15 protein-coding genes are annotated in these 14,138 nt (G+C 43.6%); 8 read left to right on the top strand and 7 right to left on the bottom strand.

Annotated elements, in window-relative coordinates; translation table 11 throughout:
• Positions 1-32 precede the first annotated feature (32 nt).
• On the bottom strand, positions 33-821 hold the full coding sequence (thiM, locus tag FD17_RS11445) for a hydroxyethylthiazole kinase (RefSeq protein WP_057826309.1): 789 nt from the start codon (positions 819-821) through the stop codon (positions 33-35).
• Between the two features lie 430 nt (positions 822-1,251).
• A complete protein-coding gene (locus tag FD17_RS11440; RefSeq protein WP_057826308.1) occupies positions 1,252-2,112 on the bottom strand; it encodes an oxidoreductase in 861 nt (286 codons plus the stop codon).
• A 127-nt stretch (positions 2,113-2,239) separates the two neighbouring features.
• On the opposite strand from FD17_RS11440, the gene FD17_RS11435 reads away from it, so the two are divergent.
• From FD17_RS11435 to FD17_RS11420, 4 genes are all read left to right on the top strand, one after another.
• Positions 2,240-2,722, top strand: a complete 483-nt coding sequence (locus tag FD17_RS11435; RefSeq protein WP_057826307.1) for a GNAT family N-acetyltransferase — start codon at positions 2,240-2,242, stop codon at positions 2,720-2,722.
• A gap of 42 nt (positions 2,723-2,764) precedes the next feature.
• Positions 2,765-3,613 (top strand): aldo/keto reductase, encoded by an 849-nt coding sequence (locus FD17_RS11430; RefSeq protein ID WP_057826306.1) that lies wholly within the window; start codon positions 2,765-2,767, stop codon positions 3,611-3,613.
• A gap of 438 nt (positions 3,614-4,051) precedes the next feature.
• Entirely contained in the window at positions 4,052-5,437 is a 1,386-nt protein-coding gene (gene rlmD, locus FD17_RS11425) for a 23S rRNA (uracil(1939)-C(5))-methyltransferase RlmD (RefSeq protein ID WP_057826305.1), read from the top strand.
• A 25-nt stretch (positions 5,438-5,462) separates the two neighbouring features.
• The gene (locus FD17_RS11420) at positions 5,463-5,918 is read left to right on the top strand and encodes a hypothetical protein (RefSeq protein WP_057826304.1); all 456 of its coding nucleotides are present in this window, start codon (positions 5,463-5,465) and stop codon (positions 5,916-5,918) included.
• A gap of 46 nt (positions 5,919-5,964) precedes the next feature.
• On the opposite strand, the gene glpK is transcribed toward FD17_RS11420, so the two are convergent.
• The gene (glpK, locus tag FD17_RS11415) at positions 5,965-7,476 is read right to left on the bottom strand and encodes a glycerol kinase GlpK (RefSeq protein WP_057826303.1); all 1,512 of its coding nucleotides are present in this window, start codon (positions 7,474-7,476) and stop codon (positions 5,965-5,967) included.
• Between the two features lie 188 nt (positions 7,477-7,664).
• On the bottom strand, positions 7,665-7,904 hold the full coding sequence (locus FD17_RS11410; protein ID WP_057826302.1) for a hypothetical protein: 240 nt from the start codon (positions 7,902-7,904) through the stop codon (positions 7,665-7,667).
• A gap of 152 nt (positions 7,905-8,056) precedes the next feature.
• On the opposite strand from FD17_RS11410, the gene FD17_RS11405 reads away from it, so the two are divergent.
• Positions 8,057-8,263 carry a hypothetical protein gene (locus FD17_RS11405; protein WP_057826301.1) on the top strand — a complete coding sequence of 69 codons (207 nt, stop codon included), beginning with the start codon at positions 8,057-8,059 and terminating at the stop codon, positions 8,261-8,263.
• 378 nt (positions 8,264-8,641) lie between these two features.
• On the opposite strand, the gene FD17_RS11400 is transcribed toward FD17_RS11405, so the two are convergent.
• A complete protein-coding gene (locus FD17_RS11400; protein ID WP_057826300.1) occupies positions 8,642-9,262 on the bottom strand; it encodes a hypothetical protein in 621 nt (206 codons plus the stop codon).
• A 152-nt stretch (positions 9,263-9,414) separates the two neighbouring features.
• Between FD17_RS11400 and FD17_RS11395 the strand changes: the two genes are divergently transcribed.
• A complete protein-coding gene (locus FD17_RS11395; RefSeq protein ID WP_057826310.1) occupies positions 9,415-10,071 on the top strand; it encodes a DUF6198 family protein in 657 nt (218 codons plus the stop codon).
• Here the strand turns inward: FD17_RS11395 and FD17_RS11390 are convergent.
• Positions 10,049-10,906, bottom strand: coding sequence for an alpha/beta hydrolase fold domain-containing protein (locus FD17_RS11390; RefSeq protein ID WP_057826299.1), 858 nt, complete (start codon positions 10,904-10,906; stop codon positions 10,049-10,051). The genes FD17_RS11395 and FD17_RS11390 overlap by 23 nt on opposite strands.
• A 790-nt stretch (positions 10,907-11,696) precedes the next feature.
• Between FD17_RS11390 and FD17_RS11385 the strand changes: the two genes are divergently transcribed.
• The gene (locus FD17_RS11385) at positions 11,697-11,966 is read left to right on the top strand and encodes a type II toxin-antitoxin system YafQ family toxin (protein ID WP_057826298.1); all 270 of its coding nucleotides are present in this window, start codon (positions 11,697-11,699) and stop codon (positions 11,964-11,966) included.
• A gap of 47 nt (positions 11,967-12,013) precedes the next feature.
• On the opposite strand, the gene FD17_RS11380 is transcribed toward FD17_RS11385, so the two are convergent.
• The gene (locus tag FD17_RS11380) at positions 12,014-12,763 is read right to left on the bottom strand and encodes a LiaF domain-containing protein (protein ID WP_057826297.1); all 750 of its coding nucleotides are present in this window, start codon (positions 12,761-12,763) and stop codon (positions 12,014-12,016) included.
• Between the two features lie 334 nt (positions 12,764-13,097).
• On the opposite strand from FD17_RS11380, the gene FD17_RS11375 reads away from it, so the two are divergent.
• Complete coding sequence (locus FD17_RS11375; protein WP_057826296.1) at positions 13,098-14,051, top strand: MDR/zinc-dependent alcohol dehydrogenase-like family protein; 954 nt, start codon at positions 13,098-13,100, stop codon at positions 14,049-14,051.
• The last annotated feature ends 87 nt before the right edge of the window (positions 14,052-14,138 follow it).

Here is a 14,138-nt window from a genome sequence, read left to right as displayed (position 1 = left end):
AACTTAGGGGGTCACTTCATATTATCTCTTATCTACTCGAAATCCGCCTCTTTCTCCACGGTCTTAACATCAATCAAATGCAACTCATCAATCAATCGCACGCCAAACGAGCCTGCCAGTGGTTTGTCCATTGCTTTTGCCACAACTTCGCCGGCAACATCAAAGACAGCAGTTGCTGTTTGAGCTGCTTCGAAGTAGTCCTTTTCAATCCCGCAGAAACAACCGATCGTGCTTGACAGCATATCGCCTGATCCAACATGGAGCTTGAACAAATCGGTTTCGTTATAAATTCTGACAACCGCTTCACCATCTGTGATGATGTCGGTCTTACCACTTTCTACGACAACACAATTGCGTTTCTTGGCCAGCTTCTTGGCGATTTCTTCCAAGTCTCCGCTGCCTTCTCCGGCATCGATTCCCTTGGCATTCCAATCAACATCAGCTAGAGCGGCAATTTCACCGGCATTTCCACGGATAACTGCCACATCGATTTGATCAAGCAACTCATTACAACGTTCCTTACGATAATCAACCGCACCAACCGCCACTGGGTCAACAATGATCGGTTTGTTATATTTATTGGCAAATGCTGTCACTGCGCTAATCTGCTGAAGCTGACCTTCTGTAAATGCCCCGAGGTTGATGGTAACTGAGTCAGCCATCTGGACCATCGGCTCAGCTTCATTTTTTTCTTCGGACATAATTGGTGACGCACCCAAAGCGTTTATTCCATTGGCAACATCCTGTACCGTGACAAAGTTTGAAATGTTAAAAGCAATTGGGTTCTTTTCACGTAATGTATCCAGTAAATCGATTTTCATTTTCCGTTCTCCTCTTTGTACAATTATTTGTTCATAAAAATAGGAGCTGAAGACACTTGGATGTCTGCAGCTCCTGATTGGGTTTGAGTTTGAATTGATGCGTCTCGGCTTGGTGAATTTGGTTGGTGGTTCTATTTTACCTTGCCGAAACGTGTTCNGGTTCTATTTTACCTTGCCGAAACGTGTTCCGACGAGCCAGATGCTAACTTCTAAGCCAACTTTGGTTCAAACCCCAAACCCGGGTTTCAACCAAAGTTACCTTAGAAACCGCATCTCCCGGCTCTCGTCACACTCTCACTTTCCTACCCCAGTCCTAGCTGACAGGTTCCAAGGGTTTCGGCCTTTTTAGGTCGGTCTCAGCTGCTCTCCAGCAGTTCCCCTAGTGTGTTTCTGATTTAATGGTACTTTATTTGATTAAGCCGGTCAATCGTTATCTGTTTTGGCTGGTTTCACGATTCACGACTTGTTGGGCATACTTGTTTAACGCCTCAAAAAATGCATCCAGGCACTTGTCCGGCATAATCCGTTTCATCAGCACAGCTGGCAAAGCGCCGGTTCCAACTGCGTACCTGGTTTTTGGCCGCCTCGAAAAGACTGCCCGGTCGACTGCACGAGCGACTACTCTTGGTGCTGCCGCGAATTTATACGAAATGGCGAAGAAGGCTGCCGATCTGCGGGCCAATGATGCATATGGTCCACTTCCCGAAGCATCCATCATCCGATCCATTGCGCCGTCTTTCCACTCGGACTGAATTGCCCCGGGTTCGATCACCGCAACATCGATGCCAAATGGTTTGAGCTCCTGACGCAGCGAATCACTGATCCCTTCAACCGCAAACTTAGACCCGACGTACCAGCTGCCCAGTAGCATATTCCCTAATTTACCGGCCATTGACGACATATTGACAATTCGTCCGCTATGCTGTTTTCGCATAACCGGAAGAACCGCCTGAATCATTTTAACCAATCCAAATACATTAACCTTGAATTCGTACTCGCCTTCGGTCAGCGTCACTTCTTCAACGGAACCAAACGATCCGATACCGGCATTGTTGACCAAAACGTCAATTCGACCGGTTTCAGCAACAATCTGACTAATCACCCGATCAATTTCATCGTGGTCGGTCACATCCAGATGCATCGTGTGGATGCCCAAATCATCGAGTTCGTTCATAGCGTACACCCGCCGTGCCAGAGCATAGACTTCCATGCCGTTTCGATAAAGATTCTTGGCAATCTGCTTGCCAATTCCTGATGAAGCGCCTGTAACAATCGCAACTTTTTGATCCATAGTGATCCCTCCCGAACTGTTATAAATTAATTCCAGTATATCACGTTAAAGCGCTCACATGGGCTTTACTCTTGAATTCTAAAAGTGGTAATATGCTAGTCAAACATCAAACAAAGGAGCTGATAAAGTGGTAAAGATCAGACCAATCGAAGGCCAAGACGACACCGTGTTGGCCGCAATCATCCGCGACTCACTTAAGTCTTATGGCCTCGACATTCCGGGGACCGCCTATTTTGATAAAGAATTGGATCACTTGAGCAGCTTTTATTCAAAAAAAGCCAACCGGGAATATTTTGTTGCTGTTGATGATGCCGGTAACGTTCTTGGTGGTGACGGGATCGCTGAATTTGATCCGGTTAACAAAATTGCCGAATTACAAAAACTCTATTTAACCAATGCAGCCCGCGGCCATCATCTCAGTTACCGGCTGTTGGACACGGCGGTTGGATTTGCCAAGGGTGCCGGATACAAGACCATTTATTTGGAAACCCACCATTCACTCAAAGAAGCAGTTCACCTTTACCAGTCATACGGTTTTTCCGATTTGGGTCATCCCTTAAACAACGGTGAGCACTCGTCGATGGATAAATTCTTTGTACTTAATATTTGAGTTCTATAGAATGGGGTTAGATACACCTTAGGAGGTTAATTTATGTCATTAACAGATACTTACACCTTATATAACGGCGTTAAAATTCCCCAAGTCGGCTTTGGGACTTGGCAATCAGCTGACGGCGATGAAGCTTATCATGCAGTCTTAGCTGCTTTAAATGCCGGCTATCGTCACATCGACACAGCTGCCGCATACGGCAACGAAGAAAGTGTCGGCAGAGCAATCAAGGACAGCGGGGTTCCCCGTGAAGACTTATTTGTCACCACCAAACTGTGGAATGCCGATCATGGCTATGAAAAGACCAAGGAAGCATTTGGCCGGTCACTTGAAAAGTTAGGTTTGGATTACGTCAATCTTTACCTGATTCACTGGCCAAATCCAGTTGACTTTCGTTCCAACTGGAAAGAAGCAAACGCTGAATCGTGGCGGGCAATGGAAGAATTCTACGAAGAAGGAACTGCTAAAGCGATTGGCGTTTCCAACTTCAGACCAAAGCATTTGGATGCTTTGCTGGAAACAGCCAAGGTCAAGCCGATGGTCAACCAAATGTTCATCAACCCTTCTGACCTCCAGCCGGCAGTGGTTGAATATAATGACGATCACGACATTCTGACAGAAGCATATAGTCCGCTTGGAACCGGTGAGATTTTCAAGATTCCAGAACTCGCATCAATCGGCAGAAAATATGATAAGACACCAGCCCAAGTGGTTCTACGCTGGTCACTCCAACACGGTTTCCTACCACTGCCAAAGTCAGTCCATGAAAAATACATCAAGGAAAATGCCGATATTTTCGACTTCAATTTGTCAAATTCGGACATGAAGACAATCGATGGATTCCATGGCAAGGCGGGTTTGGCGACTGATCCGGATACCGCCACTTGGTAAAAAAACAGAGTGTGAGCAAGAGCGGTTAGCAACCGGAGCATAAGCTGACTTTGGGGGAAATCGAGTTTGATTTCGCCCGAAGTTGGCTTATATGCAGGTTGCTGCTCTTGAGAACACGTTTCGACTAGATAACATCTCTCCACAAACAAATGCTAATTTTATCAATAATTTTTGGCTCGACATCCCAGCCTCAATACTTTCAAAATGTATTTTTTCAATGATACTATTCTCGTTTTTTACTTCCATTTAGATAAAATGTGCTTCGACGCAACTGATGTTAACTTCTAAGGGGGCCTTGACCAAAACCCAAAAACAGGGTTTTAGTCAAGGCCCCCTTAGAAACCACATCAACCATCGCTCGTCACACTCTTCCCTGATGTGCTATCATACTATATAACTAGAATTATTAAGATAACTGCAAATATTAAGGACGGTTCAATGTATAACGATAATAATAATGTTCACGTAGATGAAGGTGAACAACTCACCATCGATATTAAACGCTTGGGAATCAACGGCGAAGGGATCGGTTACTACGAACGGAAACTGGTTTTCGTTCCCGGCGCCCTGCCAACTGAAAAGGTCATTGTTGAAGTAACTGATGATTTGAATAATTTTATTCGGGCCAAGCTGGTTGAAATCTTGACCAAGAGCAAAGATCGAATCCAACCAGTCGACGACTATGCAAATGACGTCGGCGGTTTTGAGCTGGAAAATTTAACTTACCCCAAACAACTGGAATTCAAACGTGACGTGATCCGTCAGTCACTTGAAAAATATCAGCCAACCGGCTACCGCAGGTTTAAGCTGTTACCAACAATTGGGATGGATGATCCAACCCACTATCGTAACAAGGCAACTTTCCAAATCCGCAAAGATACTGACGGCAACACCATTGCCGGCTTATACAAAGCCCGCAGCCATGACGTTGTTGATTTGAAAACGTCCGCCCTGCAGTACCCATTGACCATGAAAGTGATGCGCGCAATTGTCGCGATGATCGATGAGCTGGGCATCCCCGCTTATGACGAGGAGAAAAATGCCGGTATCATTAAGACAGTGGTTGTTCGAGCAGCGATTGCCACCGATCAGGTTCAGGTGACCTTTATCACCCAAAGCAAGAAATTGCTCAAAAAGCACCAACTCCTGGAACGCATTAAAGCTGACCTGCCTGAAGTTGTCTCAGTCATGCAAAATGTCAATCCAGGTAAGACATCCCTCATTTGGGGCGATGAAATGATTCATTTAGCCGGCCGTGAAACCATCACCGAAGTCCTGAATGGATTGAAGTTCGACTTGTCTGCCCGCGCGTTCCTCCAGGCCAACCCTGAGATGACTTCCACCCTTTATGATGAAGCCTTCAAAGCCTTGGACCTCAAGGGTAATGAAAAGTTGGTCGATGCCTATTCCGGCGTTGGAACAATTGGGTTATCAGTTGCCAAACAAGTTCGGGAAGTCCGCGGAATGGATACCATTGCGGATGCGGTTCAAGATGCCAACGCCAATTCGGTACGAAACGGTATTTTTAACTGTTTGTACGAAGTTGGTGAAGCAGAAGAACTGCTGCCAGAATGGATTGACGACGGTTGGACTCCAACTGCTTTGATTGTCGATCCACCCCGCACCGGCTTGGCTGATTCACTAATCGACACAATTTTGGACATCGTTCCGAAAAAGTTTGTTTATATTTCATGTAATCCATCGACATTAGCGCAGGATCTAGTAAAATTAACTGAGAAGTATAATGTTGAATACATTCAATCAGTCGATTTGATGCCACAGACGTCCCGCTGTGAATGTGTTGTTAAATTCAAGAAAAAATAACCTTTAATCTGAAAGGAGGTTCCCCATGCAAAACCCATTTGGTAACGGCAACAATGATGATAACAACAATAACCAAAATGATCCCAACAATCCAATGGGACTGCCGATTCCGCCAAATTTTGCGACTGTCGTCAATAAGGCAAATGGTCAAATCAGAATTGCGAAAGTCGGGCCATCGTTTACCGCTTTGTTTTTCAATCTCTGGGTCCCAATTTTCAGATCGGACTGGTACAACCTGCTGTGTATGGCAGGTGTCGAAATTATCGCTGGAATGGCCCTGTCACTTGGAATGGGTGAACCGTTCCAAATTGCCTACAGCCTTGGTTCATACGGACTTGGGATCGTCTGGATGCTGATTTATAACATGATGTATTTCAAGCATCTCTTTAACATCGGCTTTGTGCCGGCGGATGAACGATCTAAAGAGCTTTTGGCGAATGCAAACTATTGGAAAGAACCTAAAGATAATAACCAAGAATAACAAAAATTCCTTCAGCCGTTTGGTTGAAGGAATTTTTGATTTAAGATTAAATTTTGACTTTATATCCTCTAGTTGCTTGAACGGCAGCTTTCCAGCCACGATAAAGCTTCTGGCGGCGGGAATCTTCCATATTCGGCTTAAATGTTCGGCCAGGTGCTTGAAGACTCTTGATTTCATCAATGTCTTTCCAGAAACCGACTGCCAAACCGGCCAGAATTGCGGCACCAAATGCAGTGGTGTTTTCATCAGCCGCTCTTTGAATCGGAATATTCAAAATATCAGCTTGGAACTGCATCAAATAACTGTTTCTTGACGCACCACCATCGGCCATTAATTCTGGAATGTGCATGCTGGTGTCCTGCTCCATTGTTTGAATGATGTCTTTGGTTCCATAGGCGATTGACTGCAAAGTTGCCTTAACAAAGTCATCCTTCGTGGTTCCGCGGGTTAAGCCAAAGACGGCTCCACGAACATCCTGTTCCCAATAAGGCGCACCCAATCCGTTAAATGCAGGAACAACGTATACTTCATCGTCGTCTTCAGAGTTCATCGCAGCCTGGCGAGATTCCGGTACGTTGTCAATCAGCTGTAAGCTGTCTGCCAACCAAGACAAAGCCGTTCCGGCTGCAAAAATTGATCCTTCAAGGGCATAAGTCACTTTGCCATCCAAATTGTAAGCAATGGTTGTTAACAAGTTATCATCCGAAATTTCAGGCTTTGAGCCCGTGTTCATCATGATAAATGCACCATCACCGTACGTGTTCTTGATCATTCCCGGTTCAAAAGCCAATTGCCCAATCAAAGCCGCCGACTGGTCACCGGCAATCCCGGCAATCGGAACTTCAATGCCATAGAACTGATAATTTTTCGTCGTTCCGTAAAGTTCACTGGAAGTTTTAACTTCTGGAAGCATCACTTTAGGAATATTGAGTAATTTCAAAATATCGTCATCCCATTGAAGGGTATGGATATTAAAAAGCATCGTACGACTGGCATTCGAGAAATCGGTAACGTGATACTCACCGCCGGAAAGCTTCCAAACCAGCCAAGTATCAACGGTTCCAAACATCAATTCACCCTTTTCGGCACGGGCTTGGGCACCGTCAACGTGATCTAAAATCCAGCGGGCTTTGGTTGCGGAGAAGTATGAGTCGATAATCAAACCAGTCTTCTTGTGGATCATACCAGAATAGCCGTCATTCTTTAATTTACGGGCCAAGGCGGCAGTTTGCTTAGACTGCCAACCAATTGCATTATAAATCGGTTCCCCGGTCTCTCGGTCCCATATAAGCGTCGTTTCACGTTGGTTAACAATCCCAATTCCCTCAATATCTTCAGGATGAATTCCGGCGTCGATAAACGCTGAAGAAATCACGTTCAATACGGAAGTCCAAATTTCGTTGGGATCGGTTTCAACCCAATCATTGTGTGGAATTGCCTGCTTAACCGGCTTTGAAGCCTCGATAACTTTGCGGCCGTTGTGGTCGAAAATCATCGCCCGAGTGGAAGTCGTACCTTGATCAATTGATAAAACATATTTTGGTCTGTCTGTTAACATCAAATTCCCTCCGATCACTAGAAAGCGATTACAAATTATTTCAAAAAAATTATGTAACTTTATTTAATTATAGTGCATTCCATTTTCATTTGTATTAAAAAAGCACATTATGAACTATACCATAACGTGCATTGCAATTCAAATTGCCTGTTCAATAACTTTTGTGAAGTAATATTAAGCTAGACCAATTATCGTTTTACTTGAACGTGAATATCGTCGCCATTGTCGTTGAGCTCTTCATCATAACTAAAGTTGGCGTCAGTGAAGTAATGCTTGATCTCTTTGTTGACGTTCTCAAGTTGGCGATGGTCACCATCTTGACGGTTAATAACAATCTCGTATTCCTTCTTATCATCGTCGGTGTTTACAAAACTATAAATAACATCAACGGTATTTAAAATTTCTTGAATCATTTGGCGTTCAGTCATTTCAATACCCCTTTCACTTAACCTATATATCCACTTTAGCGCTAAATGCAAAAAAATGTTGATAAATTATTCTTAAGCTTACGCTTGTGAGAAAAATTGTTTACATCCAGCAGATTTGTGAACTATAATTAATTCTATCATAAGAGGTGACAATGATGACTATTGCGACAAAAGAAATTTCAAACGAATTGATGAATGCATATAAAAATCACAAGTTGGTGATTGTCGAAACCAATGACGACAAGCTGACTGGCAGTGTCGCAGCTGTCAATCACGATCAGGCTTTCATCAAACGCCCAGCCAAAGGTGTCGAAGTCATCAAGTTGGAGAATGTTAGGCAGGTTAAACTGCTTGACTAGATTCGGGTAATTGAATTTTCATTTGTGAGACGCTCTGCGGTTGTTGCGGAGTGTTTTTTTGTTTTTGGGGGAACCAGGCGGCTTGACTACTTGACGACACCCCTGACCCCCGACGGCGTGAACCATCTAACCTACTTGTTGCCACACAAACGAAGAATGCCAAAGATGAACAAGATTCGTTCATCTGCACTGGTATATTTCGGTGGAGGCTGCAAAGTTTGGAGTTGTTATGTTTTTTGCTGCTCCCTTCGGCTTTTGAGCTATGCTCCGACGACCCAGTTCCCTACACATAAGAACGGCCCGCCAACAAAGAACACTGAATCGTTCTTTATTGGCGGGCCGTCCTTATGACCGGGAACTCCCGGGTCTCGTCGCACACTATCTGTTTTTCTCATACATCACATTCTCAAATCTCTTCCGCAACTTTTCCGTTAACAGAATAATGTTCTTTGGTGGGCGGTTTACGCTGAAGTCGAAGCAGAATCTTAACGGGACTCCCATATTGTAATCTTCCTCGTAAGCCGTTACCTTCTTTGGATCAACATCTAATTTATAACCCATCAGGACCTGCATGCCCAATTTTTTATGGGCATCCCAGTTTGAGGTGTCCCGATGGCTGCTTAATAACGTTCCAATCTTTAAACTGTCCAGTGCCCTTGTCAATGTATCGACGTTACTGATTTTATGCTGGGCACCTAAAAAGACGAAATACCGGCGCATCACAGGAATGACCGACGTGAAAAAGACGTTTGTTGCCGCAATTTTCTGTGGGAACAATTCCAGGATCACTTTTTTGACTGATTTTGCAGAATATCGTCGTGGACTTCGTAACTGATACTTGTAGGCCAGACCAACAAATGCCTGGGTAATATAGCCAGCTGCTGCTCTTTCCGGTTTAGTTAACTTTCGAAATGAGCGGGTTGTTTGGAATCGTCGAAACCACAGACGATTATTTTCGAAATGTTTTTCAGCTTCTACTTCCGAATATTTTTGTTCCACAAGACCGCCTCCTCTAATTTGAATATTAACACGATTTGGCCTTGAACAGTATCAATTTGACCTCGGAGCCCGCTTCAATAAAGATGTTCAAATCAGTCCAATTATTATACAATGAAGTTCGACATTATTTTGAAGGAGAATTCAATTACAGAATGGCTAAAATGAAAGATTTCAAACAGCGCCTCTACTACTTGGGGCTGTCAATCGTTATTAACTCAGCCGGAAACGCTTTGGCCATCTCATCCAACCTGGGAAGTGCCGTGTGGACCGGATCAGCGGTTAACCTTTCCAAATGGGTCAACGTGCCTCTGGGAACAACCTTGGCCATCTACGGAATCATTGTGACACTGTCCAACCAACTTCTACTAGGGTCCTTTGACCGACGACGGTTCTTCTCGAACTTACTGTTTACCGTCCCGTTCAGTTACCTGGTGGCCTTTTTTACACTTATCTTTAACTCGCTAGGGGTTCCGGCGTTAGACTTTTATATTCGTCTGCTCCTGGATATCATCGGCCTCTATTGTGTGGCAATGGCAGTTTCCATGTACTCACGCGCCAACCTCATCATGCATCCCAACGATGACTTGGCTTATATCATCCGCTTCAAATACATTCACGGAAGCGCGGTCATCTCACAATGGTTAAGTTACATTCCACCAATCGTGATCATCATTTCATCCTATCTGGTAACCGGAAAACTTTACGCCATCGGTTTTGGAACAATTTTTGCGTTAACCTTCCAAGGCTCGATGATGAAATGGTCAGATACTCACGCCTTTCCAAAACTTAAGCACCACGTCGATCTTTAATGAATTCAGCAATTCCTTTAAAGGTCTTTTTTGTCTCCGCTAGTTTGAACCACAACGTATAGTCATGCCAGCCATCTTTGAATTCCGTGACAATGGGTGTGACGCCCTCTGCTGCTGTCAATGCTTCAACGAATTGATGATTGGCAGGTACCAGCATTTCATTAGCACCATAATATATTTGAATTTCGCCAACACCCCTTAGTTGTGTGGGATCGGTGAAATCAACCCATTTATCAGGGGTGGCCCCACTTTCAAACCAGCCGCCGATTTTTTGAAGCGTTGGCAGATCCAGTAAAATATCGTCTCCTGCCCGACTAACAATTTCTGGATCGGTTAGCTTCATGTCCAGCCATGGTGAAATAAAGCTGGTTCCGGCAACTTTTCCGGGATTATCAACCAGCACCTGCAATGCCAACTTTGCACCAGCAGAATCGGCAACAATAAAGGTTGGTAATTCAGCAGCGATCACAGTCTCAAACACTTCTTGAGCAAACTCGAGCATTTCATCAGCCTGATGTCCTGGCAATAGTGGAAAATCAGCCACTTCAATTTGGCTGTCGGATTCCACAGCAATCTTGGTAATCATCTCAAGCTGATCGTCATTCATGGGAACCGTGAATGCCCCGCCATGAAAATAAAGGATCTGGCTGGTCGGATTAGCCACTGTTTGAATGGTCACCAACTGACCATTTTTAACCGGACGAATTTTGTATTCGTTTTCATTTTGGCGGAAAATATTGATCTTCTGATTTGGTTTCAAGAAGCTGTGGGCAACATTTTTCTTGTAGTCTTCAGCTCTGAATTTCTTGATAAATCGCCTAGCCATAAAGCTCATAACAGATTCTCCTTTTGATGTTTGGTGTTGTCATTAATTGTAATGCAAATGAATTTATCGGACAAATTTCGAAAAGTTCACAAAATCTTCACAATTTGTTCAAACTTTAGACACATTCATTCTATATATTAAATACATAAACATAAAGTGATACGTCATTTTATGTGGCAATAAATTAAATCCCCCTTTAATTTATTACTTTTGTATTCATATTCTTCCCCTAAGAATATAGGTAACTTGAGATAAGGCATCCCCGTGTCTTATCTTTTTTTTACCCAAATTTGGCAAAAATGGTACAATAAGTTCACAAAAAATTCACAAATTATTCACACTTTATTTAAACATTTAATGTATCATACAATGTGAATAGAAGTTTCGACTTACTATTCACCTCATATTTGTCAGAAATGATAAAATCAATTTTGATTTAAACCTTATCTCCCCCTCAAAAAAAGATATAGGTATTAAAAGCAAGGTAGTCCCCTCTACCTTGCTTTTATTTCACTAAAATTCACAAAATCTTCATGATTTCATCGAATTTTGTTTATATTTGTCTTGTATATTATAAGCATGAGCAAGAAATAAACGAGATTTATTTCTACTCACCCCAATAACTTTGGATTGTAAATTGATCCCCCATTGATTTACTATCTGTATGCTTCAAATTCATATTCCCCTCAGAATATTGAACTGAAAGGTCTGACTCCCCCGTCAGGCCTTTTTTCTTTGTTCGATTATTGGCCCATAAGGGTATAATTAATCAATAACAAATGCGAAAGGAGCTCGGCCAATGTCAAGATACGAGGCTAAATACCAGTCCAGATTTAAAAAGCACTATCAAAATATGATCCGGGCAAACCGCTACTCAAAAACGGATTTTGAAGCAGTCGAACACCAATTGTTGAGCGGCATGCCAGTCGCAGAAAAGTACGATGACCACGTCATTAAAAGCCGCAAGCCACAACGGGCATTATTCATCAAAGGCAGTTGGCTGTTAATTTATGAAATCGTCGGCGACACGGTTCGGTTCTTGGACACGGGAAGGCACGGAGAAATATAACCACTCCACTGAAATCCAGGTAGAGTCCCTAACTGCCCGTCATGCTATTACTTTTCGATATACCGAACTTCCAGGCTGCCCAGATTCATTTTACCGGTCAATCTAACCACCGGTCCCCCATGTGGCGCATCATCGTTAAAGAATGTGACATTACCCATATTTTGCCGAACTTCATTGATGATCTTCCAGTCTTTAGGAATCAAGACCTGGACTTCACACATGTAAACATCAAAATTGATTGTGGCACTGTCACCTTGAATCAGTGCTTGATCAAAGTCCACCTTAGTACTCGACATGGAGCCCTTAATGTCAGCCTGCTGAAAATCATCTGATTTAACGGATCGTACAACACCGCCCATTTTTGCGTCAATAACCGGATGTGATTGATTACTTGAATCTTGTTTTGAGTCATCGTCAGATGTGGTATTCCCAGTGAAGGAATTCTTGATGGATTTTTGCCAGTCACTTAAATGATATTGTTTAACCTGAGGCGCAAAAATAATCATGAGACCCATAGAGACCAGCAATGCAATTCCCAGAATGGTCCATGGAACTAAGTTGGTGATCCCCAAGGGTCCGGCGTACAGCATTGCTAAAAATGCCAACGAAAAGACCGATGCGGGAATATTGAAATTCACCAGCGATGACAACAGAATAATTGCTAAAACAATTGTCAAAATAATCGTTGTCATACTGATTTTAAAGTTCAACCAGCCCATGCCAACCGCAAACCAGGTAATCGCCCCGGCTATAAATATAAGCCCCACAACCCATCTTTGTTTTTTTACCTTATCCATATCCACCATGCCTTCCTGTATCTGACTGATTTCCCTAAATTCTTCAATTACTATCCAGTGATTCGTTTTAGGAAACTTGTGCATTACATATTAAGTTAAATATAGCATAAGGACAAAAATGAAAACTGCATCCTATCCAAAGTGTGCACACATTGGAGACTTATGTGTATGCGGATTTTCGATCTAAGAAAAACTATTGGATGCCTGCCTGGCACATTGATGAAATTTAAAGTCAACATCGTTGCAAATGACCGTTCCTTCAATCAAAATAAAGCCACGTTCCAAGATATCTTTCAGTCACACATTAATACTTTAAAAAATAAGGAGTAAACACATGAAAGCAGCAATTATCAATGATTTTACGCGAGGCCCGGAATATGGCGAATTCCCCGATCCAGAGGTCAAAGACGGTGAAGTTGAACTACACATTTTAGCGGCAGCCGTCAGCCGTTTGGCCCGTGCCAGAGCCAACGGGACTCATTATTCGGCAACCAGCACTTTACCAATTGTTCCAGGAGTTGACGCAGTTGGCGAAACTTCTGACGGCGAACATTTCTATTTCAATTCCGGCAGCAACGTCTATGGCACATTGGCAGAAAAGGCTGTCGTCAACCGGCGAGCATTGTTCCCAATTGATAACACGGCTGATCCAGCAGTGGTTGCAGCAACTGCCAATCCAGCAATGTCTTCCTTTATGGCCATCAAAGAACGCTTAGGCGAAGACAAAGTCCGGGGCAAACGTGTCTTGGTATTGGGAGCGACCGGCGCTTCAGGTCAACTCGCCATCCCCATCAGCATTGGCTTTGGGGCATCCGAAGTAATCGGTGTCGGGAGAAATCCTGAAAAGCTGGCTAAATTAGGTCAATTTGGGGTCACCTCAACCATCAAGCTGACCGACAACGATGAGAATTTAAAAAACGACTTGGCCCAAATCGGCGACGTTGACGTCGTTTTGGATTACCTTTGGGGCGACATCGCCGCAACCATGATCACCGATATGATTGCCCAACGAAAAGATCCCCAGCATTCACTGACTTGGGTTCAAATCGGGTCAATGGCTGGCCAAACCGCCCCACTAAAAGGCAGCCTGTTCAGAAGTATGGACTTTCATTTAATTGGCAGTGGCTTTGGTTCATTCACGGCGGCCAACCTGGCAAACGACATGCCTGCCCTACTTAAAATGATCACAGACGGAAAGATTGCCGTTCCAGTTACAACTTTCCCATTGAGTCAGATCGCTGATAAATGGAATGACTATGGCGATAACCGATTGGTATTTCTACCCTGACCAAATCTCAACACGAAAAAAACGACCTCCTCAGACTGCATGCCCGTTTGAGGAGGTCGTTTTAGTTATATTCTAAAGTAATTTTAT

The organism is Lentilactobacillus sunkii DSM 19904 (genome assembly GCF_001435575.1).
In the GTDB taxonomy this organism is placed as follows: Bacteria; Bacillota; Bacilli; order Lactobacillales; family Lactobacillaceae; genus Lentilactobacillus; species Lentilactobacillus sunkii.
This window is presented reverse-complemented; position numbering and strand designations above follow the sequence as displayed.

What these genes read in the sequence shown, in the direction of transcription:
- FD17_RS11375 (WP_057826296.1), top strand. Translation starts at nt 13,098, where the DNA reads ATGAAAGCAGCAATTATCAATGATTTTACGCGAGGCCCGGAATATGGC.
- FD17_RS11395 (WP_057826310.1), top strand. Translation starts at nt 9,415, where the DNA reads ATGGCTAAAATGAAAGATTTCAAACAGCGCCTCTACTACTTGGGGCTG.
- FD17_RS11385 (WP_057826298.1), top strand. Translation starts at nt 11,697, where the DNA reads ATGTCAAGATACGAGGCTAAATACCAGTCCAGATTTAAAAAGCACTAT.
- FD17_RS11410 (WP_057826302.1), bottom strand. Translation starts at nt 7,904, where the DNA reads ATGACTGAACGCCAAATGATTCAAGAAATTTTAAATACCGTTGATGTT.
- FD17_RS11430 (WP_057826306.1), top strand. Translation starts at nt 2,765, where the DNA reads ATGTCATTAACAGATACTTACACCTTATATAACGGCGTTAAAATTCCC.
- thiM (WP_057826309.1), bottom strand. Translation starts at nt 821, where the DNA reads ATGAAAATCGATTTACTGGATACATTACGTGAAAAGAACCCAATTGCT.
- FD17_RS11390 (WP_057826299.1), bottom strand. Translation starts at nt 10,906, where the DNA reads ATGAGCTTTATGGCTAGGCGATTTATCAAGAAATTCAGAGCTGAAGAC.
- FD17_RS11440 (WP_057826308.1), bottom strand. Translation starts at nt 2,112, where the DNA reads ATGGATCAAAAAGTTGCGATTGTTACAGGCGCTTCATCAGGAATTGGC.
- glpK (WP_057826303.1), bottom strand. Translation starts at nt 7,476, where the DNA reads ATGTTAACAGACAGACCAAAATATGTTTTATCAATTGATCAAGGTACG.
- FD17_RS11380 (WP_057826297.1), bottom strand. Translation starts at nt 12,763, where the DNA reads ATGGATAAGGTAAAAAAACAAAGATGGGTTGTGGGGCTTATATTTATA.
- rlmD (WP_057826305.1), top strand. Translation starts at nt 4,052, where the DNA reads ATGTATAACGATAATAATAATGTTCACGTAGATGAAGGTGAACAACTC.
- FD17_RS11405 (WP_057826301.1), top strand. Translation starts at nt 8,057, where the DNA reads ATGATGACTATTGCGACAAAAGAAATTTCAAACGAATTGATGAATGCA.
- FD17_RS11420 (WP_057826304.1), top strand. Translation starts at nt 5,463, where the DNA reads ATGCAAAACCCATTTGGTAACGGCAACAATGATGATAACAACAATAAC.